16 protein-coding genes are annotated in these 24,651 nt (G+C 63.1%); 9 read left to right on the top strand and 7 right to left on the bottom strand.

Annotation, left to right across the window (positions count from 1 at the left end; all coding sequences use genetic code 11):
* Nucleotide 1: 1 nt before the first annotated feature.
* From sucC to N8A98_RS13700, 5 genes are all read right to left on the bottom strand, one after another.
* Nucleotides 2–1,195, bottom strand: a complete 1,194-nt coding sequence (gene sucC / locus N8A98_RS13720; RefSeq protein ID WP_262166115.1) for an ADP-forming succinate--CoA ligase subunit beta — start codon at nucleotides 1,193–1,195, stop codon at nucleotides 2–4.
* Nucleotides 1,196–1,332: 137 nt separating this feature from the next.
* Nucleotides 1,333–2,295 carry a malate dehydrogenase gene (mdh, locus tag N8A98_RS13715; protein ID WP_113124141.1) on the bottom strand — a complete coding sequence of 321 codons (963 nt, stop codon included), beginning with the start codon at nucleotides 2,293–2,295 and terminating at the stop codon, nucleotides 1,333–1,335.
* Between the two features lie 404 nt (nucleotides 2,296–2,699).
* Nucleotides 2,700–3,866, bottom strand: coding sequence for a cell division protein ZapE (zapE, locus tag N8A98_RS13710; protein WP_262166113.1), 1,167 nt, complete (start codon nucleotides 3,864–3,866; stop codon nucleotides 2,700–2,702).
* 244 nt (nucleotides 3,867–4,110) lie between these two features.
* Nucleotides 4,111–4,761, bottom strand: a complete 651-nt coding sequence (locus N8A98_RS13705; protein WP_262166111.1) for an AprI/Inh family metalloprotease inhibitor — start codon at nucleotides 4,759–4,761, stop codon at nucleotides 4,111–4,113.
* Between the two features lie 188 nt (nucleotides 4,762–4,949).
* Entirely contained in the window at nucleotides 4,950–5,183 is a 234-nt protein-coding gene (locus tag N8A98_RS13700) for a hypothetical protein (protein ID WP_113120215.1), read from the bottom strand.
* A 205-nt stretch (nucleotides 5,184–5,388) separates the two neighbouring features.
* On the opposite strand from N8A98_RS13700, the gene N8A98_RS13695 reads away from it, so the two are divergent.
* The 6 genes from N8A98_RS13695 to N8A98_RS13670 all read left to right on the top strand — a co-directional run bounded on the left by N8A98_RS13695 (nucleotide 5,389) and on the right by N8A98_RS13670 (nucleotide 17,780).
* Complete coding sequence (locus tag N8A98_RS13695; RefSeq protein ID WP_262166108.1) at nucleotides 5,389–6,480, top strand: microcin C ABC transporter permease YejB; 1,092 nt, start codon at nucleotides 5,389–5,391, stop codon at nucleotides 6,478–6,480.
* A complete protein-coding gene (locus N8A98_RS13690) occupies nucleotides 6,477–7,601 on the top strand; it encodes an ABC transporter permease (protein ID WP_262166107.1) in 1,125 nt (374 codons plus the stop codon). Before N8A98_RS13695 ends, N8A98_RS13690 begins: the two co-directional genes overlap by 4 nt.
* On the top strand, nucleotides 7,598–9,208 hold the full coding sequence (locus N8A98_RS13685) for an ABC transporter ATP-binding protein (protein WP_262166105.1): 1,611 nt from the start codon (nucleotides 7,598–7,600) through the stop codon (nucleotides 9,206–9,208). The genes N8A98_RS13690 and N8A98_RS13685 overlap by 4 nt, the downstream gene beginning before the upstream one ends.
* 76 nt (nucleotides 9,209–9,284) lie before the next feature.
* Nucleotides 9,285–11,129, top strand: coding sequence for an extracellular solute-binding protein (locus tag N8A98_RS13680; RefSeq protein ID WP_262166104.1), 1,845 nt, complete (start codon nucleotides 9,285–9,287; stop codon nucleotides 11,127–11,129).
* Between the two features lie 445 nt (nucleotides 11,130–11,574).
* Nucleotides 11,575–13,449: an autotransporter assembly complex protein TamA gene (locus N8A98_RS13675; RefSeq protein ID WP_449240165.1), complete on the top strand. Its 1,875-nt coding sequence runs from the start codon at nucleotides 11,575–11,577 to the stop codon at nucleotides 13,447–13,449.
* Nucleotides 13,449–17,780 carry a translocation/assembly module TamB domain-containing protein gene (locus tag N8A98_RS13670; protein WP_262166102.1) on the top strand — a complete coding sequence of 1,444 codons (4,332 nt, stop codon included), beginning with the start codon at nucleotides 13,449–13,451 and terminating at the stop codon, nucleotides 17,778–17,780. The genes N8A98_RS13675 and N8A98_RS13670 overlap by 1 nt, the downstream gene beginning before the upstream one ends.
* 13 nt (nucleotides 17,781–17,793) lie before the next feature.
* On the opposite strand, the gene N8A98_RS13665 is transcribed toward N8A98_RS13670, so the two are convergent.
* Nucleotides 17,794–19,752, bottom strand: coding sequence for a MacB family efflux pump subunit (locus tag N8A98_RS13665; protein ID WP_262166101.1), 1,959 nt, complete (start codon nucleotides 19,750–19,752; stop codon nucleotides 17,794–17,796).
* Complete coding sequence (locus tag N8A98_RS13660) at nucleotides 19,749–20,954, bottom strand: efflux RND transporter periplasmic adaptor subunit (protein ID WP_262166099.1); 1,206 nt, start codon at nucleotides 20,952–20,954, stop codon at nucleotides 19,749–19,751. Before N8A98_RS13660 ends, N8A98_RS13665 begins: the two co-directional genes overlap by 4 nt.
* 168 nt (nucleotides 20,955–21,122) lie before the next feature.
* Between N8A98_RS13660 and N8A98_RS13655 the strand changes: the two genes are divergently transcribed.
* The 3 genes from N8A98_RS13655 (at nucleotide 21,123) to N8A98_RS13645 (ending at nucleotide 24,649) form a co-directional block, all read left to right on the top strand.
* Nucleotides 21,123–21,896 (top strand): SDR family NAD(P)-dependent oxidoreductase, encoded by a 774-nt coding sequence (locus tag N8A98_RS13655; protein WP_262166098.1) that lies wholly within the window; start codon nucleotides 21,123–21,125, stop codon nucleotides 21,894–21,896.
* A gap of 84 nt (nucleotides 21,897–21,980) precedes the next feature.
* The gene (locus tag N8A98_RS13650; RefSeq protein WP_262166096.1) at nucleotides 21,981–22,874 is read left to right on the top strand and encodes an aromatic ring-hydroxylating dioxygenase subunit alpha; all 894 of its coding nucleotides are present in this window, start codon (nucleotides 21,981–21,983) and stop codon (nucleotides 22,872–22,874) included.
* A gap of 89 nt (nucleotides 22,875–22,963) precedes the next feature.
* Nucleotides 22,964–24,649, top strand: a complete 1,686-nt coding sequence (locus N8A98_RS13645; RefSeq protein WP_262166094.1) for a Rieske 2Fe-2S domain-containing protein — start codon at nucleotides 22,964–22,966, stop codon at nucleotides 24,647–24,649.
* The last annotated feature ends 2 nt before the right edge of the window (nucleotides 24,650–24,651 follow it).

Genomic DNA, 24,651 nt, shown 5'->3' with positions numbered 1-24,651 from the left:
GCTAGCCCTGCACCGCCTTGACGATCTTCTGGGCGGCATCGTCAAGATCGTCGGCCGAAATCACGTTCAGACCCGACTCGTTGAGGATGGCCTTGCCTTCCTTCACATTGGTGCCTTCGAGGCGAACCACCAGCGGAACCTGCAGGCCCACTTCCTTGACCGCAGCGATCACGCCTTCGGCGATCACGTCGCAGCGCATGATGCCGCCGAAAATGTTGACCAGAATGCCCTTCACCGCCGGATCGGCCGTGATGATCTTGAACGCTGCCGTCACCTTCTCCTTGGAAGCACCGCCACCAACGTCGAGGAAGTTTGCTGGCTCCGCGCCATAGAGCTTGATGATGTCCATGGTGGACATGGCAAGGCCCGCGCCATTGACCATGCAGCCGATATTGCCGTCGAGAGCCACATAGGCGAGGTCGAACTTGCTGGCTTCGATTTCCTTGGCGTCTTCCTCGGAGAGGTCGCGCAGGGCCTTGAGCTCTTCGTGACGGAACGCCGCATTGTTGTCGAAGCTCACCTTGGCGTCGAGCACGCGCAGATGGCCATCGGTCATCACGATCAGCGGGTTGACTTCGAGCAGGCTCATGTCGGTGTCGACAAAGGCCTTGTAGAGGATCGGGAACAGCTTAGCGGCATCCGCCTTGGCGTCGCCATCGAGCTTGAGCGTCGCAACGATCTCGGCGATGTTGGCTTCGGTCACGCCGGTCGTCGGGTCGATATCGACGGCGACGATCTTTTCGGGCGTATCATGCGCCACCGCTTCGATATCCATGCCGCCTTCGGTGGAGATCACGAAGGAGACGCGACCGGTGGTGCGATCGACCAGCAGCGAGGTGTAGAGTTCGCGGGCAATGTCCGCGCCGTCTTCGATATAGAGACGATTGACCTGCTTGCCGGCGTCACCGGTCTGCTTGGTCACCAGCGTATTGCCCAGCATTTCCTTGGAGAAGGCCACGACATCGTCGATGGTCTTGGCGAGGCGCACGCCGCCCTTGGCATCGGGGCCCAGTTCCTTGAACTTGCCCTTGCCGCGCCCGCCGGCATGGATCTGGCTCTTGACCACATAGAGCGGACCCGGCAGCGACTTGGCAGCAGCCTCGGCTTCGTCAGCCGAAAAGATCGCCACGCCTGCAGCGACCGGCGCGCCGTAGGACTTCAGCAGCTCTTTGGCCTGGTGTTCATGGATGTTCATTCGTGTTCCCCTTGGATGGGCAAATCTGGTCTGGCGCCACCCCGGTTACACCACCGGGCCATTCCCGACAAAGCGGGAACCTATGTTTTAGACACCAGAAACGGAGGTCCCCGCTTGCGCGGGGATGACGTTGTTGATTAGGCGAGCTTCGGAGCGATCTTCTTGCACGCTTCGATCAGACCTTCCACCGCACCAACCGATTTGGTGAAGGCCTTCTGTTCAGCAGAGTTCAGTGAAATTTCGATGACCTTTTCAGCGCCACCGGCACCGATCACCACCGGCACGCCGACATAAGTGCCCTTGATGCCATATTCGCCATTGAGATAGGCGGCGGAGGGCAGCACGCGCTTCTTGTCCTTGAGATAGCTCTCAGCCATCGCAATGGCCGAAGCTGCCGGGGCATAGAAGGCCGAACCGGTCTTGAGCAGGCCGACGATCTCGGCGCCACCATCGCGGGTGCGCTGGGTGATGGAGTCGAGCTTTTCCTTGCTCATCCAGCCCATCTTGACGATGTCGGTCAGCGGAATGCCGGCAACGGTCGAATAGCGGGCCAGCGGCACCATCGTGTCGCCATGGCCGCCCAGCACGAAGGCATTGACGTCCTCGACCGACACATTGAGCTCTTCGGCGATGAAGTGCACGAAGCGCGAGCTGTCCAGCACGCCAGCCATGCCGATCACCTTATTGGTGGGCAGGCCGGAGAACTTCTGCAGCGCCCAAACCATCGCATCGAGCGGGTTGGTGATGCAGATGACGAAGGCGTCCTTGGCATATTTTGCAATGCCCGCGCCCACCTGCTCCATCACCTTCAGGTTGATTTCGAGCAGGTCGTCGCGGCTCATGCCGGGCTTGCGCGGCACGCCGGCGGTGACGATCACCACATCAGCGCCAGCGATGTCCTTGTATTCGCTGGTACCGGCCAGCTTGACGTCAAAGCCCTGTGCGGGCGCAGACTGGGCGATATCGAGCGCCTTGCCGGGGCCGACGCCGTCGACCACGTCGAACAGCACAACGTCCCCCAGCTCCTTCTGCGCCGCCAGCAGAGCCAGCGTACCACCGATCTGACCCGAGCCGATAAGAGCGATTTTCTTGCGCGCCATTAGTCCTCATCCCAGACTGCGTTGAATTGGCGCACCTCTTAACCCCCTGGGCTTTGAGGGGCAAGTGAACCCTTCGTCTAAACGCAGATTTGAGCCTTGCTCATGGGCGATGGGGTCGTGCCGGATGGGCAAGGAAGGTTTTTGGGTCGCGCGGGGCATCCGCAACCACCGTTCTCCCTCGGGCTTGACCCGAGGGCCACTCGTCGTTTGTGCAGGGCTGAGGGAGGCCCTCGGGTCAAGCCCGAGGGAAAACCGGTGGGGGCGGGAGTATCGTGACTTTCATCCGCGACCTCACCCCCACGGCGGGGATGACACGGTGAGAACAGCCTCGATCCAAGCATGGGAGAACGCAGCACCCCTCACCCTGCCAATTCTGCTGAACGCAGAATTGTCGTCCCTCTCCCTCAAGGGGCGAGGGAAGGTTCGGTGCTTGATGCGTCCCTTAGCGCCTTGCCCAGATATTCCTCCGACTGCATCTCATCGAGCCGCGACACGGTGCGTTGGAACTCGAAGGCCGTCTTGTCGTCCTTGCCCAATTGCTCGAGCGGCACGGCGAAGCTGGCGCCCAGTTTGACGCCGCGATCGTAGAGATTGTCGATCAGCAGGATAAAGCGCTTGGCTGCACTGGATTTGGTGCGGTCCATCTGCGGCACGCCATCGATGATGATGGAATCGAAATGATGGGCGATGCGCACGAAATCGCGCGAGCCCAGCGGCTTTTCGCACAGGTCGGCAAAGCCGAACCGCGCCGCACCCATGGCCGTGAGCGGCACGGGGATTTCCCGCCCGATGCTTTCCACGATGCCGGGTTCGCCGGCAACGCCGCCGGTGATGCGCAGCCAGAGCTGGTCCATCGCCGCCTTTGCCTCCGGCCCAGTGCCAAAGGCATAGACATGCTGGCCGGCGAATTTGAGCCGCCGGTAATCGCGCGCCGCCGGCAAAGCCGCGACCGTCACCTGCCGCTTGAGCAGGTCGATAAAGGGCAAAAACAACTGCCGGTTGAGGCCGTCCTTGTAGAGGTCATCCGGCATGACATTCGACGTCGCCACCAGCGTCACGCCATTGGCAAACAGCTTATCGAACAGGCGATAGAGCAGCATGGCATTGGTAATGTCATGCACGTGGAATTCGTCGAGGCACAGCAGACGCAGGCCGGATTTGACGATCGGCTTCACCACCGCCTCAACCGGATCGGCATCATCGCTTTTGCTTTTGGGCGACTTGCGGAAGGCGGCGATGCCAGCATGGATTTCATCCATGAATTCATGGAAATGCACCCGCCGCTTCTGCTTGAGCGGCACGGCGGCAAAGAACAAATCCATCAACATGGTCTTGCCCCGGCCCACCTCGCCATAGAGATAGAGCCCCTTGACCGGCTCAGGCTTGTCAAACAGCCGCCCCAGCAAGCCCTTGGGCTTTTCCGCCAGGAGCCCCGCCGCCACCCCATCGAGCAGTTCCGCCGCCTCCAGCTGCGCCGGATCGGCTGACAACGCCCCCCGCGCCGCCAGGTCTGCATAGGCAGCACTGACGGGGCCTTGGAGGGTGGGGGTTTTGCGGGATTTGGACGACACTGGGGTCAATCGACAATCAGCTTTTCTGGTAGGCGGAGAGCCCCGGTCCGCCTCCCTCCCCCTTGAGGGGAGGGATTGAGGGTGGGGTGTCGGACTATAAACCAGCATGGCGTTCGCGGGAGCCTCGACACCCCCACCCTAGCCCTCCCCTCAAGGGGGAGGGGACCAGATCGGGACTCTCGAAATTCTCGACCCTAAACTGGCTCAGCCCGTGGCAGCTTGCAGACCGGCATCACCCAAATAATTAGCGCTGGAGGGCGATGGGCTGACCGCCGCCCATGGTCCCAATATAGCGGCCGCCATTGGGGGCGAGGAAGGCGGTGATATTGCCGTTCTCATCATAGAGCTGGAGCTGGCTGCCCACCTGCTGCCAGCCGCCGACCGAAGCCAGAGCGGGCAGGCTGCAACCGGGCGCGGAGGCGCGGTAATAATTGGTGCCGGTCTTGGTGGTGAGCGGCAGATTGAGCTGGCACTGGGTCGAGCCGGCCACCACGGTCCAGGCGCCTTCGGGGCCAGCGCTCATGCCGCTGGCGCCGGGCTGGGCCAGCGGATCGAGCGAAACGATCGAGCCACCCGGATTGGCCGATGGGTTCAGTGTGCTGGGCGCGGTGCCATAGCTGGGATTGATCATGCCGGGGTTTACCGCAGCGGTCTGGGCGGGAACGCCACCCAGCACGGGCTGGCCGGAGAGGCCCGGCGCCGGGGTGCCGGTCGCGCCGATCGCCGGCAGGGTGCCCTGGGACACCGTCGAATTCTGCACCGGCTGCAATTGCTGGGGCGCGCCGATCGTATTGAGATTGGCTGTGTTGGAGCCACTTGTCGTGCAGCCGGCGACCAGTAGCGCCATTGCCGCAACTCCAGCGGCGGTGAACGATCCACGCTTCCAAACCATCATAGGTTCGCTCCTGCCCAAGGGCTTAATAAAGGTTAACAGCTTGGCTGGCTTATAACCAACCCGGCAATTGTGTTCAACAGCCCGCCCGCATTCGGACCAGTCCGCATCAATGTGGCCGATTTAGAGCGCCGCGATAAAACGCGCCACCTGTTTTCCGACAAATCCACCGTCCTCGCAAGGACTTGGCTTTAGCCCGCATCCGATTGCATTTGCTTCAACAGATCGAGCGCCAAAACAGTTGCATCCTCGGCCTCTTCATCGGGTACCTGCACCGGCACGCCCTTGGGGCCGAACAGCCCACGTACGCCCGGCAATCCGCCCTCCCCGCCTTCGAGCGGATGAAAGCCATGCGCCTTGAGCGCCACCACCAGCACCCGCGCCTGCGAGGGATCTTCGATCTCAACGATAGTCTGAAACGCCATGAGGCTCCCCGATCTGGTTGGCGCTGATCCTGACGGGCAAAGCAGCCGCTTGGCAAGCCCGGCCGCGCTTGCCAAGCCGTCGTCAAAATGTTGCACTGGCGCAAACCGCTTCACCGGTTGGTGATTTGCCCGAAGGGGCCTACCAGCATCTAGTTTTGCATGAGCAAGGCTCCGGGCAGACCTGCCCGGATATCCCGGAGACCGAATGGGCGCCTATATACTCCGCCGCCTGTTGCTGATGATCCCGACCGTGTTCGGCATCATGGCGGTTTCCTTTCTCATCACCCAGTTCGCCCCCGGCGGCCCGGTCGAACAGGCGCTGGCCAATATATCGGGCCAAAACGCCTCGCTTACCGAACGCGTCACCGGCGGCGGTGGCGACATGGCCGCGCCGCCCCAGCAGGGCCAGGGAACGGCCTATCGCGGCTCGCGGGGCCTGTCGCCCGAATTGGTCGAGCGCATCGAAAAGCAGTTCGGCTTCGACAAGCCCCCGCTCGAGCGCTTCGGCATGATGCTGTGGAATTATCTCCGCTTCGATTTCGGCGAGAGCTATTACCGCGATATCTCGGTCATCGACCTGATCAAGGAAAAGATGCCGGTTTCCATCTCGCTCGGCCTCTGGATGACGCTGATTTCCTACGGCATTTCCATTCCGCTGGGCATCCGCAAAGCCGTCTCCGATGGCTCGCGTTTTGACGTGTGGACCTCCACGGTGATCATCGTGGGCTATGCGGTGCCTGGTTTTCTCGTCGCTATCGCGCTGGTCGTGCTGTTTGCTGGGGGGAGCTTCTGGTCATTATTCCCGCTGCGGGGGCTCACCTCGCCCGGCTTTGACAGCTTTCCGCTGTGGCGGCAGGTGCTCGACTATCTCTGGCATCTGGTGCTGCCCATCATCGCCATGGCATTGGGTGCCTTTGCCACCACGACGCTTTTGACCAAGAACTCGTTCCTCGACGAGATCGGCAAGCAATATGTCACCACCGCCCGCGCCAAGGGCCTCACCGAAGGCCAGGTGCTCTATCGCCACGTTTTCCGCAACGCCATGATGCTGATTATTGCCAGCTTTCCCGGCGCTTTTGTCGGGGCCTTCTTTGGCGGCTCGCTGCTGATCGAAACCATTTTCTCACTCGACGGGCTGGGCCTGCTCGGCTTTACCTCCGTCGCCAATCGCGATTATCCGGTGGTCTTTGCCACGCTCTACATCTTCTCCCTGCTGGGCCTCGTCATCGCGCTGATTTCGGACCTCGCCTATATGTGGGTCGATCCGCGCATCGATTTCGAAAGCCGCGAACTATGAGCGAGATCGCGGCTCTTCCCGTGCGCACACGGCTCTCGCCGATCAACCGCCGGCGCCTCGCCAATTTCCGCGCCAATCGCCGGGGCTTCTGGTCGCTGTGGATTTTCCTCGTGCTGTTCATCGTGACGCTCGGCGCCGAATTCATCGCTAACGACCGGCCGATCCTGGTCTCCTACAAGGGCGAATTGCTGGTGCCGGCGCTGGTCGATTATCCCGAATCCAAATTCGGCGGCTTCCTCGCCATCACCAATTATCGCGACGATTTCATCGCCGAAGACATCGCCGCCAATGGCTGGGCCATCTGGCCGCCCATCCGCTTCAATTACCAGACCGTCGATGGCTTCCTGCCCCATTCGGGCGCTGTCGCGCCGGCCTGGACCATGAGCCAGGCGGAAAACTGTGCCGGCTATCCCGCCCAGGCCGCGGACCCCAATTGCCACTGGGGCAATCTGCATTGGCTGGGCACCGATGATCGCGGCCGCGACGTGCTGGCCCGCCTCATCTATGGCTTCCGCATTTCCATCCTGTTCGGCCTGGCGCTGACCATCGCTTCGTCGGTCATCGGCGTCGCTGCCGGTGCGGTGCAAGGCTATTTCGGCGGCTGGACCGATTTGTTGTTCCAACGCTTCATCGAAATCTGGACGGCTATCCCCGCGCTCTATCTGCTGCTGATCATTTCGAGCGTCATCACTCCCAGCTTCTGGGTGCTGCTGGGGATATTGCTGCTGTTTTCCTGGGTCGCTTTGGTCGGCATTGTCCGCGCCGAATTCCTGCGCGCCCGCAATTTCGAATATATCGCCGCTGCCCGCGCGCTGGGCGTGTCCAACCTCACCATCATCTGGCGGCATTTGCTGCCCAACGCCATGGTGGCCACGCTCACCTTCATGCCCTTCATTCTCTCGGGCTCGGTCGCCACCCTCACCTCGCTCGATTTCCTCGGCTTCGGCCTGCCCCCCGGCTCCCCCTCGCTGGGCGAGCTGCTGGCCCAGGGCAAGGATAATTTGCAGGCGCCCTGGCTCGGCCTCACCGGCTTTTTCACCATCGCCATCATGATGACCCTGCTGGTCTTCATCGGCGAGGCCGTGCGCGACGCCTTCGATCCGCGGAAGACGCTGGCATGACAGCCCCGCTACTCTCCATCCGCAACCTCAACGTGGCCTTCGGCGCCAATGCGGCCGCACGCAATGTCAGCCTTGATATCGCGCCGGGCGAGACCGTGGCGCTGGTGGGCGAGAGCGGCTCCGGCAAGTCGGTCACCGCCCTTTCGGTCCTCAAACTCCTGCCGCCCAGTGCGACCCTGACCGGCGAGATCCTGTTCAAGGGCCAGAACCTTGTCACCGCCAAGCCAAATGAGCTGCGGGCCGTGCGCGGCAATGACATTTCGATGATCTTTCAGGAGCCGATGACGAGCCTTAATCCGGTGCACACTATCGAGCGTCAGATTGGGGAGGTTTTGGCCATTCATCAGGGCCTGCGCGCCAATGCTGCGCGCGCCCGCACGCTGGAACTGCTCGACGCTGTCGGCATTCCGGATCCGAAAAGCCGGCTTGCGGCGTTCCCGCACCAGCTTTCGGGTGGGCAGCGGCAGCGGGTAATGATCGCCATGGCACTGGCCAATGAGCCGGACCTGCTGGTGGCGGACGAACCCACCACCGCGCTCGACGTGACCGTGCAGGCGCAGATTCTTACTTTGCTCAAGGAGTTGCAACAGCGGCTGGGCATGGCCATGCTGTTCATCACCCACGATCTGGGCATTGTCCGCCGCATTGCCGACCGCGTCTGTGTCATGACCAAGGGCGAGATTGTGGAAACCGGGCCGGTCGCCTCGGTGTTCGACAATCCCCAGCACGCCTATACCAGGCATCTGCTCGCCGCCCAGCCGCGCGGCGCGCCGCCGCTGACCGATGCGAATGCCCCTAATATTGTGGAGGCAACCGATCTTAGGGTCTGGTTCCCGATCAAGCGCGGCCTGCTGCGCCGTACAATCGGCCATGTCAAAGCCGTGGACGGCGTCGATCTGGCCATCCGCCAGGGCGAAACGCTCGGCATTGTCGGGGAAAGCGGCTCGGGTAAGTCGACGCTGGGCAATGCCATCCTGCGGCTCATTTCCTCGCAGGGGCGCATTGTCGTGCTCGGCAATGATGTCTCCTCGCGCTCGTGGAAGGCCATGCGGCCGCTGCGCGCCGATATGCAGATCGTCTTTCAGGACCCCTTCGGCTCGCTCAGCCCCCGCATGTCGGTCGCCGATATTATCGGGGAGGGTCTCAAGGTCCATGCGCCGCGCCTTTCCGCCGCCGAGCGCGATGCCCGCGTCGCCAAAGCGCTGGACGAGGTGGGCCTGCCCAGCGAAGCGGGCCTGCGCTATCCGCACGAATTTTCCGGCGGGCAGCGCCAGCGCATCGCCATTGCCCGCGCCATGGTGCTCAATCCAAAATTCGTCGTGCTGGACGAGCCCACTTCAGCCCTTGATGTCTCGATTCAAGCTCAGGTAGTCGATCTGCTGCGCGATCTGCAGATCCGGCACGGGCTGACTTATCTGTTTATCAGCCACGATCTCAAAGTGGTCCGCGCGCTCGCCAATACCATCATCGTGCTGCGCAATGGCCGCGTGGTCGAACGGGGTCCAGCGGCCGAAATCTTTGCCAATCCACAAGACGGCTATACCAAGGCCCTGCTGGCCGCGGCGTTCGAGGGGGACGTGCCTGCCGTGGCGCCCGCAAAATCTTGATGCCACGCCCCCTGTCGCCTCCGCCCCAATCCGCCTAGTCTTGTCGCAAATCTGCAAAATAGCCTGGAGCCGCCCGATGAAGCTCACCTCAATCCTTGCCACCGGCCTCGTCCTGGTCTCCACCCTGTCGGCCTTCGCCCAGGCCGACAAGCCCGACACCTGGCTGCATGGGAGTTCTGCCATTGGCGAGCCGAAATATCCCGAGGGCTTCACCCATTTCGACTATGTCAATGTCGATGCCCCCAAGGGTGGCACGGTGCGGATGAGCGCGATGGGCAGCTTTGATACGTTCAACCCCATCCTGCCCAAGGGCGAGGTCGCGGGTGGCGTCGGCCTGCTCTACGAAACGCTGATGACCCCATCCCTGGACGAGGTGTTGACCGATTATGGCCTTTTGGCCGAGGCGATGAAATTTCCCGCCGATTATTCCTCGGTCACCTTCCGCATGAATCCCGATGCGAAATGGCATGATGGCGAACCGGTCAAGGTCAGCGACGTCATCTGGTCGTTCAACAAGCTGGTGGAACTCAATCCCGACCGCGCCCAATATTATCACAATGTCACCGGCGTTGCCGAAACCGCGCCCGGGGAGGTCACCTTCACCTTCGACCAGCCGGGCAATCGCGAACTGCCCAAGATTTTAGGCCAGCTCATGGTGCTGCCCCAGCATTGGTGGGAGGGCACCGACGCCAAGGGCAAGAAACGCGACATCGGCGCGTCGACGCTGGAGCCGCCGCTGGGCTCGGGGCCCTATGAACTGGCCAGTTTCGACGCCGGCCGCACCGTCACCTATAAGCGGGTCGAGAACTATTGGGGCAAGGACCACCCGACCCAGATCGGCACCAATAATTTCGATGAATACCGCGTCGAATATTTCCTCGATCTCAATGTGGCTTTCGAGGCCTTCAAGGGCGATCAGTTCGATTGGTGGATGGAAAACACCGCGCGCCGCTGGGCCACGGCCTATGATTTCCCCGCCGTCAAGGATGGTCGCGTCGTGCAGGAATTGTTCCCGCAGGACTACAATAGCAACGGCTATATCGTCGGCTACATTCCCAACCAGCGCCGCGCCATTTTCCAGGATGAACGGGTGCGCGAAGCGCTCAATTATGCCTTCGACTTCGAGGAACTGAGCAAGACGCTGTTCTACGGGCAATACCAGCGCCTCAACAGTTACTTCTACGGCCTGCCTTTCGCCTCGTCGGGCCTGCCGGAAGGCGAGGAGCTGGAAATCCTGCAATCGCTGGGCGACAAGATTCCACAGCGCGTTTTCACCGAGCCCTATACCAACCCGGTCAGCGGCGACGCGAGCAAGCTGCGCGCCAATCTGCGTACCGCATTGGGCTTGCTGCAGGAGGCCGGCTATACGCTGGAGGGCAATCGCCTGGTCGATGCCAACGGCACCCAACTCAGCTTCGAGATTCTACTCAACGGCCCGACCAACGAGCCGGTCGCCACCAACCTCGTCACCAATCTCAACCAGATCGGCATCGCCGCGACCCTGCGCACCGTCGATAGCCCACAATATATCAATCGCCTGCGCAGCTTCGATTACGACGTGATCTATTCTGGGTGGGGCCAAACCTTCTCCCCCGGCAATGAGCAGCGCTTCTTTTTCGGCTCGACCAGCAAGGACGAACCGGGTTCGCAGAATTATGCCGGCATTGCCGATCCCGGCGTCGACGCGCTGATCGACAAGATCATCTATGCCGATGATCGGGAAACGCTGGAAGCCGCGACCAAGGCGCTCGACCGGGTGCTGCTGGCGCAGCACAATATCGTCCCCAGCTATGGCCTGCGCAACACCCGCTCGGCCCGCTGGGATCGCTTCAGCCGCCCCGAAAATCTGCCCGAATTTTCGTCGGGATTTCCCTCGATCTGGTGGTATGACGAAGCCAAGGCGGCGAAGGTGGGGCAGTAGTTCTTGGCGTTTGGTGACCGCGATGGTCCCACCCCCTACCGTGTCATTCCCGCGAAAGCGGGAATCTCCGTTGACGATGCAGGAAGAAAAACAGAGGTTCCCGCTTTCGCGGGAATGACACCGTGGGGGAACACGATCGCAGTGACCTCATGGAGAGATTATCGAACCACTCGGTCGTGCCCCTTCCCACCCGTTGCCCATTGGCCACGCTTGTTCACGGAATTGAGAACAATTTTCCCCAAACCTTGCCCTATGCCTTCATGGCGCCCTAAACTGGCCACGAAATGACCGCCTGCAGCGTCGGAGGGTGGGGCCGGGATCGGGTTTAACCGAATCTTTTGGTCCCTGAGGGCAATATCGGCTTCTGTCCTTCTTGGTAGAAGCGTAACGGACGGGAATTGGTCCACTGCATATCGCGCGTTTGGTAACGAGTTTTAGCGCCATCTTGCTTGCTGCGACCGGCCTGGGCCTTGCGGTGGCGCCGGCTGCTGCATTCGAGATTTTCGGGATCAAGCTGTTCGAGAACCAGAGCGACGCCGACGCGGTGATCGCCGACCCGCAGCCCTATAAGGTCAATCTTTCCGTTACGGAAACCGGCGTGCCGGAAAATGCCGTGCGCAATGCCTCGGCACTCGTCGCCGACCAGAACGAGCCGGCTTCAGGCGCGGCGGGGCTGCTCGCCAAGGCGCGCGGCGATTACAAGCGCATCATCGCCGCCCTCTACAACGAGGGCTATTATGGCGGCACCGTCAGCATTCGCGTTGGCGGCGCCGAGGCCGCAAACCTGGCGCCGGACACCAAACTGCCCAAGCCGGTCGATGTCGCGATCCTCGTGACGCCCGGGCCGCTATTCCGCTTCAACAGTGTCAATATCGTCAATCAGGCCCCGCCCACCAGCGACCCGTTCGACCATGTCGACATGCCGTCCTCACGCGGTTTCGGCAGCGGCGAGATCGCCAAATCCAGCGTGGTCCTCAAGGCCGAACAGCTGGCGCTCGAAGCCTGGCGGCAGCAGGGCTATGCCAAGGCCGCCGTGGTCACCCGCGATGTGGTGGCCGATCACGCCAGCAGCAGTGTGGACGTCACCATTACCGTCAATCCGGGCATGAAAGCCGCCTTTGGCGAGGTCAGTGTTTCGGGCACCGAACGAATGGACCCCGAATTCGTCCGCCGCCAGACCGGGCTGACGGTGGGCGAGGAATATGATCCGGACGAATTGGCGCTGGCGCAAAAGCGCCTCGACCGGCTCGACGTATTCCAGGCCGCGCGGCTGGAAGCGGCGCAAGCCATCGGTGCCGATGGCCTATTACCTTACAATCTGTTCGTGCAGGAATCCGCCGGACGCCGCTTTGGTGTCGGCGCCACCTATTCCACCGTCGATGGGCTGGGCGTCGAAGGTTTTCATCTGTGGCGCAATCTGTTCGGCCAGGCCGAGCGGCTGCGGCTCGATGCCCGCGTCGCCAGCATTGCCTGGCCGCTCGATACCGAAGAATTCGACTATATGTTTGGCGGCACTTTCACCAAGCCGGGCTTCCTCACGCCCGATACCGACCTCGTCGCTGCCATTTCGGCCGAACGCACCATTTACCCCACCTATATGGAAACCTCGGCCAATGGCCGGCTGGGGCTGACCCATTTCTTCTCCGACCAGATCACCTTCGAAGGCGGCGCCACGCTGGAACGCAGCCAATTCGAAGACGATGTGTTCGGCACCCGCGACTTCACCACGGCGGGCATCTATGCCGGCGCGACGCTGGATTTCCGCGACGACAAGGTCGATCCCACCAGCGGCTGGTATCTCAAGGCCAATCTTGAGCCCTTCTACGAATTCAACTACGAAAACCCCGCCGCCCAGATCACCGTGGAGGGCCGCACCTATTTCGGCTTTGGCGAGGAAGACCCCTTCGTGCTGGCCGGCCGCTTCAAGGCCGGGGCGCTGGTCGGGCCGGACCTGAGCGAAATCCCGCCCGACAAGCTGTTCTTTGCCGGCGGCGGCGGCTCGGTGCGCGGCTATGCCTTCAAATCCATCGGCGTCGATGATGGGCTGGGCAATGTCACCGGCGGGCGCTATCTGCTCGAAGGCTCGCTCGAAGCCCGCGCCAAGGTTACGAGCGACATCGGCGTGGTCGGGTTCCTCGATGGCGGCTATGTCGCGGCCGACACCTTCCCCGAGCTCGACGACCTGCGCCTCGGCGCCGGCGTCGGCGTGCGCTATTACACGGGCCTGGGGCCCCTGCGGCTCGACGTCGCCGTGCCGCTCAACAAGCGCTCGGGCGATCCCGATTACGCCATCTATGTCGGCATAGGGCAGTCGTTCTGATGGCCCGGCTCACCATGCATCACCGCCGCCTGCTGGCCACTGGCCTTGTGCTGTGCGGGCTGGGCGTGCCCGCCGCTATCGTCGCGCAGGATGTGCTGACGATGAGCGATCAGCAGCAGAAGGATTGGCTCACCAGCTTCGTGCAGGACCGCCTCTCGACGCCCGAGCGGCAGATCAGCCTCTCCAATATCGATGGCGTGCTGGGCTCCAATGTCTCGGTGCGCGAAATCACCATTTCGGACGCAGAGGGCGTGTGGCTGCGCGTCAACAATGCCACGCTGACCTGGAACCAGGCGGCCCTGTTCCTGGGCAAGCTCGATGTGCAGTCGCTCAAGGCCGATTCCATCGAATATCTGCGCAATGCCGTGCCCACCGAAGGCGCCGACCTGCCCCCGGCCGAGGCCGGTTCGCTGCAAATCCCCGAATTTCCCGTTGCGGTGGTGCTGCAGGAATTGGCTATTCCCAAGGTCACCTTTGGCGAAGGCGTGTTCGGGCTGGGTTCGGAAATCTCGCTCAACGGCGCCTTTACGCTTGAGGGCGGCAATCTCACCACCAATCTCGATATTGTGCGCCTCGACGGCCCCGGCGGCACGCTCGATCTCGACGTCGACTACAAAAAGGCCGACAATTCCGTCGATCTGGGCCTGGCATTGGTCGAGCCCGCCGATGGCGTGATCGCCAACCTGCTCAATATCGAAAACCGCCCGGCGATGAACCTGTCGCTCAAGGGCGCCGGCCCGGTGGCCGATTTGCGCACCGAACTGGTGCTGCAGGCCAATCAACAAACCGCACTGTCGGGTGTCGCGACGGTCACCCAGCAGCCCGAGGGCTTTGCCATTGCGGCCGATTTGCGCGGCCCGCTGTCAACACTGATGGCCGAGCCTTACCGGCCCTTCTTCGGGGCCGAAACCGCGCTGACCGCCAATGCGCTGGTGCGCTCGGCGGGCGGGCTCTCGATTTCCGGGCTCAAGCTCACGGGCGGCCAATTGGCGCTCGAAGCCTCGGCCGAAACCACACCGGACAATTTCCTGCGCCAACTCGTGCTCAATGCGACGGTCGCCGATCCCGCTGGCGGGGCGGTGACCCTGCCGGTGCCCGGCAGCGCCACCCACGTGCAATCGGCCCAGTTCAACATTGATTTCGGCGCCGGCAATTCGGAAGACTGGAGCTCCAATCTCTCCATCGGCGGCTTCCAGAGCCCCGGCTTCGCTGCAGACACGCTCGCCCTCACCCTGGGCGGTGTCGCTGCCAACCTGTCCGATCCCGCCACGCGGCGCCTCACCTTTAATGGCGATGGCACCCTGGCTGGCATCGCCGCCAGCGACGAAGTCGAGGCGGCTTTGGGCGACAGCATTGGCCTGGGCATTGCAGGCCTATGGAATGCCGGCCAGCCGGTGCAACTGGCCCAGTTCCGCGTCGTCGGCAAGGCGCTGACGGCGGCGCTGCAGGGCCAGCTCGATGGCCTCGAATTCAATGGCGATATTGGTCTGCAGACGTCCAGCATCTCGCCCTTTTCGGGTCTGGCCGGGCGCGAGCTCGACGGCGCGCTGGATTTGAAGGCGACCGGCTCGCTGACGCCGCTGACCGGCGGATTCGATCTGACGCTGGATGGTTCGGGCACCAATCTGGCCATCGACGACGAAACGGCCGACCGCCTGCTGGCCGGCACGGTGGCGCTGTCCGGCCGGGTCGCGCGCACTGAGGCGGGCCTGGTTGCCGAGAATTTCCGCATCGCCAACAATCAGGTGCAGATGCTGGCCGATGGCACCTATTCCAATGCCCTGGCCGATTTCACCTTTAATCTCGACCTGAGCGATCTGGGCCTACTGTCCGACGCCGCCAGCGGCCCGCTCAAGGTGGTGGGGACCGCCAAGGGGCAGGACAACGTCATCGATCTCAATCTCGATGCCACTGTCGCCAGCGGCAGCCTGGTCGATCGCAACCTGCGTGATGCGAAAATCGGTTTTGCCGGCCGCTACAATGTCGATCGGCTCGATGGGCAGCTCAGCGGCGCCGCCGAACTGGACGGCTTCCGCACCAGTCTTGCCGGTGACGTCGCGGTTACCGAGACCGAACAATCCCTCGCCAATCTCGATTTCCAGGCCGCGGGCACGCGCATCACTGGTGGGATTGTCCGCAATGCCAAAACCAGCTTGCTGGATGGCGGGCTGAGCGTGGTGGCGCCCGATGTTTCGGTGGCCGCCGCCCTGGCCCTGCTCGAGGCCAAGGGCGCGGTGAATGCGGATATCCAGCTCACCCCCACCGATGGCAAGCAAGGCGCCAATATTCGCGGCGACGTGCGCGATCTGGCCGTCAATGACATCCGGGTCGGCGCTGCCGATATCAATGCCACCATCGCTGATCTGTTCGGCGTGCCGGTGATCGATGGCGCGGCCAATGCCAGCAATGTTGCTGCGGCCGGGGTGACCATCAATACGCTGACCGCCTCGGCCAACCAGACCGGCAATACCACGGCATTCGACGCCCAGGCGGCGCTCGCCACCGGCACCAATGTGGATGTGGCGGGTTCGCTCACCCCCATCGATCAAGGCTACCGGCTGGCGCTGGACCGCGCGCAACTTCGGCAGGGCCAGCTCGCCGCGGCGCTGGCGCAGCCCACAATTCTTTCCGTGTCCGGCTCCAATGTCGCGCTCAATGCGGTGCGCTTCAATGTCGGCTCGGGCAGCATCACCGCCAATGGTACGGCCGGCGAAGCGCTCGACCTCGTCGTTGATATCAACGCGCTGCCGCTCTCGATCGCCAATGCCATCATGCCCGAGCTGGGCCTGGCCGGCACGCTCAATGGCCGCGCCAATATTGGCGGCACGGGCAGCGCGCCGCGCGTCAGCTTCCAGGCGCAGGGGCAGGGCATCAATGCCGCCGCGATCAGCGAATTCGGCATTGCCCCGCTCAGCGTCACCACCAATGGCAGCTTTGCCAATAACACCGTCACCCTGGCGGCGCTCAGTGCCAATGGCTCGGGCGGCCTGACCCTGACCGGCTCGGGCACGATCCCGCTGGCGGGCAATGGGCTCAATCTCACCATCAATGGCTCGGCGCCCCTCGCGCTGGCCAATCAATTCGTGGCCGATCGCGGCGGCCAGCTCAGCGGCACGGCCAATCTCGACGCCCGGGTCAGCGGGTCCATTTCGGCGCCCCAGTTCGGCGGCACGGCCTCGATCAGTAATGGCGGCTATGTCGATCCCGAACTCAATGCCCGGCTCGAAGGCATTACGGGGTCTGCAGCGCTGTCGGGCGAACGCGCCGTCATCAACAATTTCTCGGCTAATCTGTCGACCGGGGGCTCCGTCTCGGCCTCGGGCTCGATTGGCCTCAGCGCAAACTTCCCGGCCGACTTACGCATCGCGCTCAACTCGGCCCGCTATGCCGACGGCAATCTGTTCGTAGCCACCGCCTCGGGCCAGCTTGCGCTGACGGGCAATCTCACCGGCTCGCCGCTGCTGTCCGGCGATGTGCTGGTCGAGGAAGCCAATATCACCGTGCCGGACAGCTTTGGCGGCGGCGCCGAACTGATCGACGTGCAGCATGTGCGCACTCCGCCGGCAGTGGAACAGACCCTGGCCCGCGCCAAGGTGGACGAGCGCGGCGCGCCCATTCCCCAGACCCGTCCCAGCGGCGTGGTACTCGATGTCAATGTCAACGCGCCCAACCAGATTTTCATTCGTGGCCGCGGGCTCGATGCCGAAGTGGGTGGCTCGGTGCGTCTCACCGGCCCGGTCAGCGATATCCAACCGGTCGGCGCTTTCTCGCTCAATCGCGGGCGCCTCGCGATTCTCGGCCAGCGCGTCACCTTCCAGAGCGGGGAAGTGACCCTGGTGGGCGATCTCGACCCCTTCCTCAATTTCGTCGCCGAAACCGAGGGCGAGGGCATCACCGTCTATGTCACCGTCTCTGGCCGCGCCTCCGACATTGCCGTCAGCTTCACCTCGACACCCATGCTGCCGCAGGACGAAGTGCTGAGCCAACTGATCTTCAAACGCTCCATGAGCGAGCTGTCGCCATTGCAACTGGCCAAGCTGGCCGGTGCTGCTGCCTCGCTGATGGGCGGTGGCGGCAATGGTCTGGTCGATAGCCTGCGCAGTGCGGCCGGGCTGGACGATCTCGACATCGTCACCGACGACGCGGGCAATGTCGCGGTGCAGGCCGGCACCTATATCCAGGATAATGTCTATCTCGGCGTGCAGGCCGGGGCGAATGGGCAGAGCAAGGTGACGATTAATCTCGATGTCACCAATGACCTCAAGGTCACCGGTGCTGCCGGGCAGGACGGCAATACCAGCATGGGCGTGTTCTACGAGAAGGACTATTGAGGGGATACCCCTTCTACTCCCGCGCCAGTGCCTCCACCGGGTCCAGCCTTGCCGCCGACCGCGCCGGCATGAAGCCGAACACCACCCCGATCAGGCTCGACGACAGGATCGCCAAGACAATCGACTCCGCCGAGTAGCGCACCGTCGCGCCTTGCACGAGCGCCGTCAGCGCGCTGCCCAGCCCGAAACTCAGCGCCACCCCGGCGGCGCCGCCGACGAAGCAGACCAGCACCGCCTCGATCAGGAATTGGCGCAGGATATCGCCGCGCCGCGCCCCCACCGCCATGCGAATGCCGATCTCCTTGGTCCGCTCGGAGACGCTGACCAGCATGATATTCATCACCCCGATGCCGCCCACCACCAATGAAATCACTGCAATGGTGGAGATCAGCAGGGTCAGGGTTTGCGAGGTGGATTCAATCGTTTCGCGAATGGTCGCCGTGTTCTGCAGGAAAAAATCGGTCTTGCCGCCATGCAGCCGCGTCAGCAGCTCGGTAATATCGGCCTCGGCCTCGCTCATGTCATAGCTGTCGGCGACGCGCACCGCGACCGAGCTGAGGTAGCTCTGCCCCAGGATGCGGCGCATCGCGGTGGTATAGGGCACATAGACATTGGCTGAATTGCCGCCCGGGCCGAAGCCGGTGACATTGGCCACCACCCCGATGACCCGCACCGGCACATTGTCGAGCATGATCACCTGCCCCACCGGTTCCTCGCCGTTGACGAAGAAAGCGTCGCTGGCATTTTTGTCGATGACGGCTTCCTGCGTCATCTGGCTAACGCTGGCGGGCGTAAAGCCCACCCCATCGGTGAAGGTGCGCCCGTTGACCTGGAAATAGCCCGCGCCGACGCCCGTCACCGTCGCATTGGAGGAGGTGGCGCGGAACAACACGGTGGCGTTGGAGCTGACCTGTGGGGAGACGCTATCGGCAAAGGGCTGCTCGCCGATGGCCGCCGCGTCGGAGGGCACCAGGGTTTGGATGCGCGCCGAGCGCCGGTCGCCAAAGCCGCTGCCGGGATAGATATTGATCGTATTGGTGCCGATCGAGGCGATATTGTTGAGCACGGTCTGCTGACTGCCCTGCCCCAGGGCCACCACGCTCACCACCGACGCAATGCCGATGATGATGCCCAGCATGGTCAGGAACGTGCGCAGCTTATGCGCCACCATGGCCCGCAGCGCCATGCGAAATGCTTCGCCGGCCCGGTCCAGCCCTTCGCGCCAGCGCGCAATGTGGCGGATGGCTTGCTTGGTGCGGTCATTGCGGGTCTCTTCGCCATTGCGGCGGTCGGCGATGATCACGCCATCGGAAATCTCGATCACCCGCTCGGCCTGCGCGGCAATGGAGGCATCATGGGTCACGATGATGATGGTGTGGCCCTCGCCATGCAGCTCGTGCAGCAAAGCCAGCAATTCCTTGCCGCTATGGCTGTCGAGCGCTCCGGTGGGCTCGTCGGCCAGGATTACCTCGCCCCCATTCATCAGCGCCCGCGCCACGCTGACGCGCTGCTGCTGGCCGCCCGATAATGCATTGGGCCGATGGCTCAGCCGCTCGCCGAGTCCAAGGCGGGTCAACAAGTCGATGGCCCGCTGCCGCCGCGCCGTCGCATCCACCCCGGCATAGATGGCGGGAATTTCGACATTCTCCACCGCGTCCAGATCGGGCAGCAATTGATAGCGCTGGAAGATGAAACCGAAATGCTCGCGCCGCAGTTCGGCCAGGGCATCGGGTCCCAGCCGGCCGACATCCTTGCCGCCAAAGGTGTATTTGCCCGTGGTCGCCTTATCGAGGCACCCCAGAATGTTCATCAGCGTCGACTTGCCCGAGCCGGATTGCCCGATGATGGCCACCAGCTCGCCCTGATGGATATCGAGATCGATATCCCGCAGCACGGTCACGGCCTCGCCCCCGGTTGCGAAGACCCGGTTGAGCCCGCGCAACGAGATGATCGGGGTATTGCTATCCGTCATGGCCGCGGCCCACCACCAAAGCCGATCAACCCGCCCGCTCCGGGGCCGCGCCCGCCTTGCCCACCCGTCGGCACGCGCACGCCGCTGGCGCCTGAGGCTACCACTTCGTCGCCCTCGTTCAGCCCGCTCTTGATTTCGGCCATGACATTGTTGTTGAGGCCCACTTCGACCCGCCGCGGCTCGGTCTGCTCGGTGTCGGGATTGTAGACAAGCACCATGGCATTGCCATCCGGCCCGCGCCGGGTCACGAGGCCCGAGGACAACACCAGTGCATTTTCGACCTCGTCGAGCACGATGGTGACCTGCGCGGTCATCGAAATGCGCAGCTTGTGGTCGGGATTGGGCACGTCGAACAGGCCGTTGTAATAGATGGCCGTATCGGTCGAGGTGCTGTCCGAACTGATCGAGGTCGGCGCCGGCTCAATCTCGCGCAGGGTGGCGTCGATCTGCTTGTCGGGCTCACCCAGAATGGTGAAATAGACCCGCTGCCCGGCGGCCACACGCACCACATCGGCCTCCGAGATTTCGGCCTTGATTACCATGGTGTCGAGATCGGCGATCTTGACGATGGTCGGCGTCGTCTGGTTGGCATTGACGGTCTGCCCGGCTTCGACCAGCACCGCGACCACCGTGCCGTCATTGGGTGCCACGATCTTGGTGCGTGACAGATTGAGCTGCGCCGATTCCACGCTCAATTGCGCCTGGGCGATCTGCGCATCGAGCTGATCGATCTGCGCCAGGGACGAATCCACCGCCGCCTGCGCGCTATCGAGATCGGTCTTGGACACCAGATTGCCAGCGCTCAGCGAAGTATTGCGCGCCAGCGCGGCCTCGGCCTGCACCAGCGTCGCCTCCTGCGCCCGTTTCTGCGCTTCGATGGCCGTGAGCGCAGCCTGCGCGGCCTTGACCGCATTTTCCTGATTGAGCGAGTCGATTTCGGCGATCACATCGCCCTTCTTGACGTCCTGCCCGAGCTTGACATTGACCGCATCGATCCGCCCCGAAACCTCTGCGCCCACGCTGACCAGCGAATTGGCCTGCAACACGCCCGAGGCCAGCACGGTCTGCTCGATATCGGCGCGACCTACCGTCACCGTATTGGGCACAGTCGCGGCCTTCGGCGCGGCAAAGAACCACCACCCGGCGGCGCCTGCGCCCGCTATCACCACCAGAGCCAGAACTATTTTCGTGACGGTCTTCAAACCCATGCATCCCCAAATTGTAGCGGCAACCATAGCTCGGCTCGGCTCGCCCATCACGTTAGCTCTCGGTAAGCCGGGTTAAGATTTGGAAAGGTGGCCCGGTTGACGCCCGACCCCTCCCCGGTCCACCCTGACCCGACCTCCCCGACTAATCTTCAGGACATCGCCATGTATCAGCTGCTTGACCCCAAGAGCTTCGTCGTCTTCATCACCGGCGCCACCTCCGGCTTTGGCGCCGCAGCCGCGCGCCGCTATGTCGAGGCCGGCGGCAAGGTGATTGCGACCGGCCGCCGCGGCGACCGCCTCAAGGAATTGCGGGCCGAACTGGGCGCCGAAAACTGCCACATCATCGAACTCGATGTGCAGGATCGTAAAGCCATCGATGCTGCGATCGCGGCCCTGCCCGCGCCCTTCGACAAGATCAATATCGTGCTCGCCAATGCGGGGCTGGCGCTGGGCCTGCAACCCGCCGCCGAGGCCGATGTCGCCGATTGGGAAACCATGATCGCGACCAATATCACGGGCCTAGTCTATACCGTGCGCGCCCTGCTGCCCGGCATGATCGCCCGCGGCGGCGGCCATGTGGTTACGCTCGGTTCGGTGGCCGGCGATTACCCCTATCCGGGCGGTTCGGTCTATGGCGCCACCAAGGCCTTCGTGAAGCAATTCGCCCTCAATATCCGCTCGGATGTGCAGGGCAAGAATATCCGCGTCACCAATATCGAGCCGGGCCTGACCGAAACCGAATTCTCCCTGGTCCGCTTCAAGGGCGACGAGGGCAAGGCCTCCAAGCCCTACGAAAACACCAAGGCCATGAATGCCGAGGACATTGCCGAGACCATCGTCTGGTCGACGCTGCTGCCGCAGCATGTCAACGTCAACCGCCTGCAGGTGATGGCAACGACGCAGGCATTTGGGAATTTTGATATTTATCGGGGGTAGCGGATACCGCCTGGGGTGGCGGTCACCCCTTGCTCCACAAGCCCCCGCCGCCCTATGCTGGTTCCAGCAAGCCACGGATGCCTCATGCCCAATATCGACTCCCTGACCCGCGACCTCTGGCAGGTCGTGGCCGCGACCAACGAGATCACTCCCGGCCTGGTCGAAACCACGCTGCTGCTCGATACCCGCATCGCCATCACCCGCGACCGCGACGGCGCCCCAATCGTCTGGCGCCGCGGTGATGAGGAACAGGGCGACGAGATCGATCCAGCGACCATCACCGACCGCCTGCCCGTCATCACCGGCTATGGCTATATCTGGACCAGTTTCGGCAATCCGCCAGCCGAACTCTTCCCCATTCCCGAATATGCCGAGCCCGACCGCGTCAATATGAGCTGCGGCTCTATCGGCATTCACGTTTCGGCCCCCCGCGCCGTCGAAAACTTCCTCGATATGGGCCATTTCCCCTATGTCCACACCGACATTCTGGGCGCCGAGCCGCATACCGAGGTCAAGGAATACGACGTCGAAGTCTCCGAGGAACGCGACGAGGTGCTGGCCACCCGCTGCCGCTTCTTCCAGCCCCGCGCGGCTTTATCGGCCACCGAAGGCCAGGAAGTCGAATATGTCTATCGCGTGCCGCACCCTTTCTGCTCGGTGCTCTACAAATCCTGCCCCGAGGACGAGAACCGCCGCGACGTCATCGCCATTTTCCTGCAACCGATGACCGAAGAGCGCTGCCGCGCGCATCTGCTGCAATCGATGATCGACTCCACCTCGACCATCACTGATCTCAGACGCTTCCAACAGACCATTTTCGGCCAGGACAAGCCCATCCTCGAAAACCAGTTCCCCAAGCGGCTCCCCCTCGATCCGCGCTCGGAAACCCCGATCCGCGCCGACAAATCCGCCATCGCCTACCGCCGCTGGCTCAGCCAGAAGGGCATCACCTACGGCGTGATCCCCGCCGCGAGCTGACGGCATGGAGCGGACCTCGTACGCCAAGGCCCGCCGACATCGACCTCATCCGATCGTGGCGCGATCCAAAATTCTCTTCGGATGACGCCATGACGCTCTCCCTGTCCGACCCCACCTGGTACCCCATCGCCTCGAGCGAAGATTTGCCGTTCCGCCACGTCTATCAAGGCCAGTTGCTTGGCCGCGAGCTAGCCGTATGGCGAGCAGACGATGGCAATGTGAATGTCTGGGAAAACCGGTGCCTGCATCGCGGCGTGCGCCTTTCCATCGGCATCAACGAGGGCGGCGAGCTCAAATGCCAGTATCACGGCTGGCGCTATGCTAACCGCTCCGCCGGCTGCACCTATATTCCAGCCCACCCCGCCGACGCCCCGGCCCGCCGCATTCAGAACCGCACCTATCCAGTGCGCGAAGCCTATGGCCTGGTCTGGTCCGCCGCCAATGACGAGCTGCCCTTCGCGCCCTTTCCCGGCGCCGAGACCGGCGACTGGTTTGCCCTGCGCCCCATGCCTGTCAATGCCGCGCCCGAAGACGTGCTCGACGCCCTTGCCACCCCAGATGCCGAACGCCTGCCCGGCCTCTCCGTCCGTTCCGGCGATACGATCTGGTTCGTCCAGCCGGTCGAGGCCAATCGCTCCGTCATCCGCGGCCTCGTCGCCGGCCAGCCCGATCTGGCCATCCTGCGCCAGCACAATGAGGTCCTGACCCGCCTGCGCGATCGCCTCGAACGTGCCGCCGCCCGCAAGCCGGCTCCCGAACCGTTGCAGCCGGTGTTTGAAAAGGTCTCGGCCGATCTGGCCACCATGCCCGAAATCGCCATTCCGCGCGGCAATACCATGCCGGTTGTGGTCAAGCGCAAATGGCAATCCGCCGATGGCGTCACCGGCTTCGAGCTGGCCGCGCGCGACGGCCACTTGCCCACCTTCCAGCCGGGCGCCCATATCGATCTGCATCTGCCCAATGGCCTGATTCGCCAATATTCCATCACCAATGGCCCCGGCGAACTGATGAGCTACATCATCGGCGTCAAGGCCGAGAGTGCCAGCAAGGGCGGCTCGCAAGTGCTTATCGACAGCGTGCGCGAAGGCGACGTCCTGGCCATTTCCGAGCCGCGCAACAATTTCCCGCTGCGCCGCGATGCCACCCGCACCGTGCTGATCGCCGGCGGCATCGGCATCACGCCGCTGCTCTCCATGGCCCGTTTCCTCGATAAGTCGAGCCTGCCCTATGAGCTGCATTATTTCGTCCGCACCGGCGAGCAAGCCGCCTTCCGCGACCAGCTCGAAGCGCTCAGCGGCAAGGTGATCATCCACCAGGGCCTGCCCCGCGCCGAGATCGCTACCACCATTGCCATCACGCTCGGCCCCTGGTCCCGCGCCCAGCATGTCTATGTCTGCGGCCCCTCCGCGATGCTCGAATCCGTCCGCGCCACGGCGGCGGAACAGGGCTGGCCCGATGAGGCCATCCATTTCGAATATTTCAAGAATGACAAGATCATCGACGACAGCTCGAGCTTTGAAATCGAGCTGGCCCGCTCGGCCGTGACGCTGCATGTTCCTTCGGGGCGCACCATTCTTGAAACCATGCGCGAGGCCGGCCTTACCGTCCCCTCTTCGTGCGAACAGGGCGCCTGCGGCACCTGCCTCACCGCGGTGATGGAGGGTGAGGTGGATCATCAGGACGTCTATCTCAACGACAGCGAGAAGGCTTCCAATACCTGCATGATGACCTGCGTCAGCCGGGCCAAGTCCGCGCGCCTCGTTCTGGATATCTGACC

The sequence above is a fragment of the Devosia neptuniae genome, from assembly GCF_025452235.1.
Lineage (GTDB): Bacteria > Pseudomonadota > Alphaproteobacteria > Rhizobiales > Devosiaceae > Devosia.
This window is presented reverse-complemented; position numbering and strand designations above follow the sequence as displayed.

Coding starts and splice junctions, on each gene's coding strand:
- N8A98_RS13665 (WP_262166101.1), bottom strand. CDS start 19,752: ATGACGGATAGCAATACCCCGATCATCTCGTTGCGCGGGCTCAACCGG.
- N8A98_RS13705 (WP_262166111.1), bottom strand. CDS start 4,761: ATGATGGTTTGGAAGCGTGGATCGTTCACCGCCGCTGGAGTTGCGGCA.
- N8A98_RS13655 (WP_262166098.1), top strand. CDS start 21,123: ATGTATCAGCTGCTTGACCCCAAGAGCTTCGTCGTCTTCATCACCGGC.
- mdh (WP_113124141.1), bottom strand. CDS start 2,295: ATGGCGCGCAAGAAAATCGCTCTTATCGGCTCGGGTCAGATCGGTGGT.
- N8A98_RS13685 (WP_262166105.1), top strand. CDS start 7,598: ATGACAGCCCCGCTACTCTCCATCCGCAACCTCAACGTGGCCTTCGGC.
- sucC (WP_262166115.1), bottom strand. CDS start 1,195: ATGAACATCCATGAACACCAGGCCAAAGAGCTGCTGAAGTCCTACGGC.
- N8A98_RS13670 (WP_262166102.1), top strand. CDS start 13,449: ATGGCCCGGCTCACCATGCATCACCGCCGCCTGCTGGCCACTGGCCTT.
- N8A98_RS13645 (WP_262166094.1), top strand. CDS start 22,964: ATGACGCTCTCCCTGTCCGACCCCACCTGGTACCCCATCGCCTCGAGC.
- N8A98_RS13650 (WP_262166096.1), top strand. CDS start 21,981: ATGCCCAATATCGACTCCCTGACCCGCGACCTCTGGCAGGTCGTGGCC.
- N8A98_RS13690 (WP_262166107.1), top strand. CDS start 6,477: ATGAGCGAGATCGCGGCTCTTCCCGTGCGCACACGGCTCTCGCCGATC.
- N8A98_RS13680 (WP_262166104.1), top strand. CDS start 9,285: ATGAAGCTCACCTCAATCCTTGCCACCGGCCTCGTCCTGGTCTCCACC.
- N8A98_RS13700 (WP_113120215.1), bottom strand. CDS start 5,183: ATGGCGTTTCAGACTATCGTTGAGATCGAAGATCCCTCGCAGGCGCGG.
- N8A98_RS13695 (WP_262166108.1), top strand. CDS start 5,389: ATGGGCGCCTATATACTCCGCCGCCTGTTGCTGATGATCCCGACCGTG.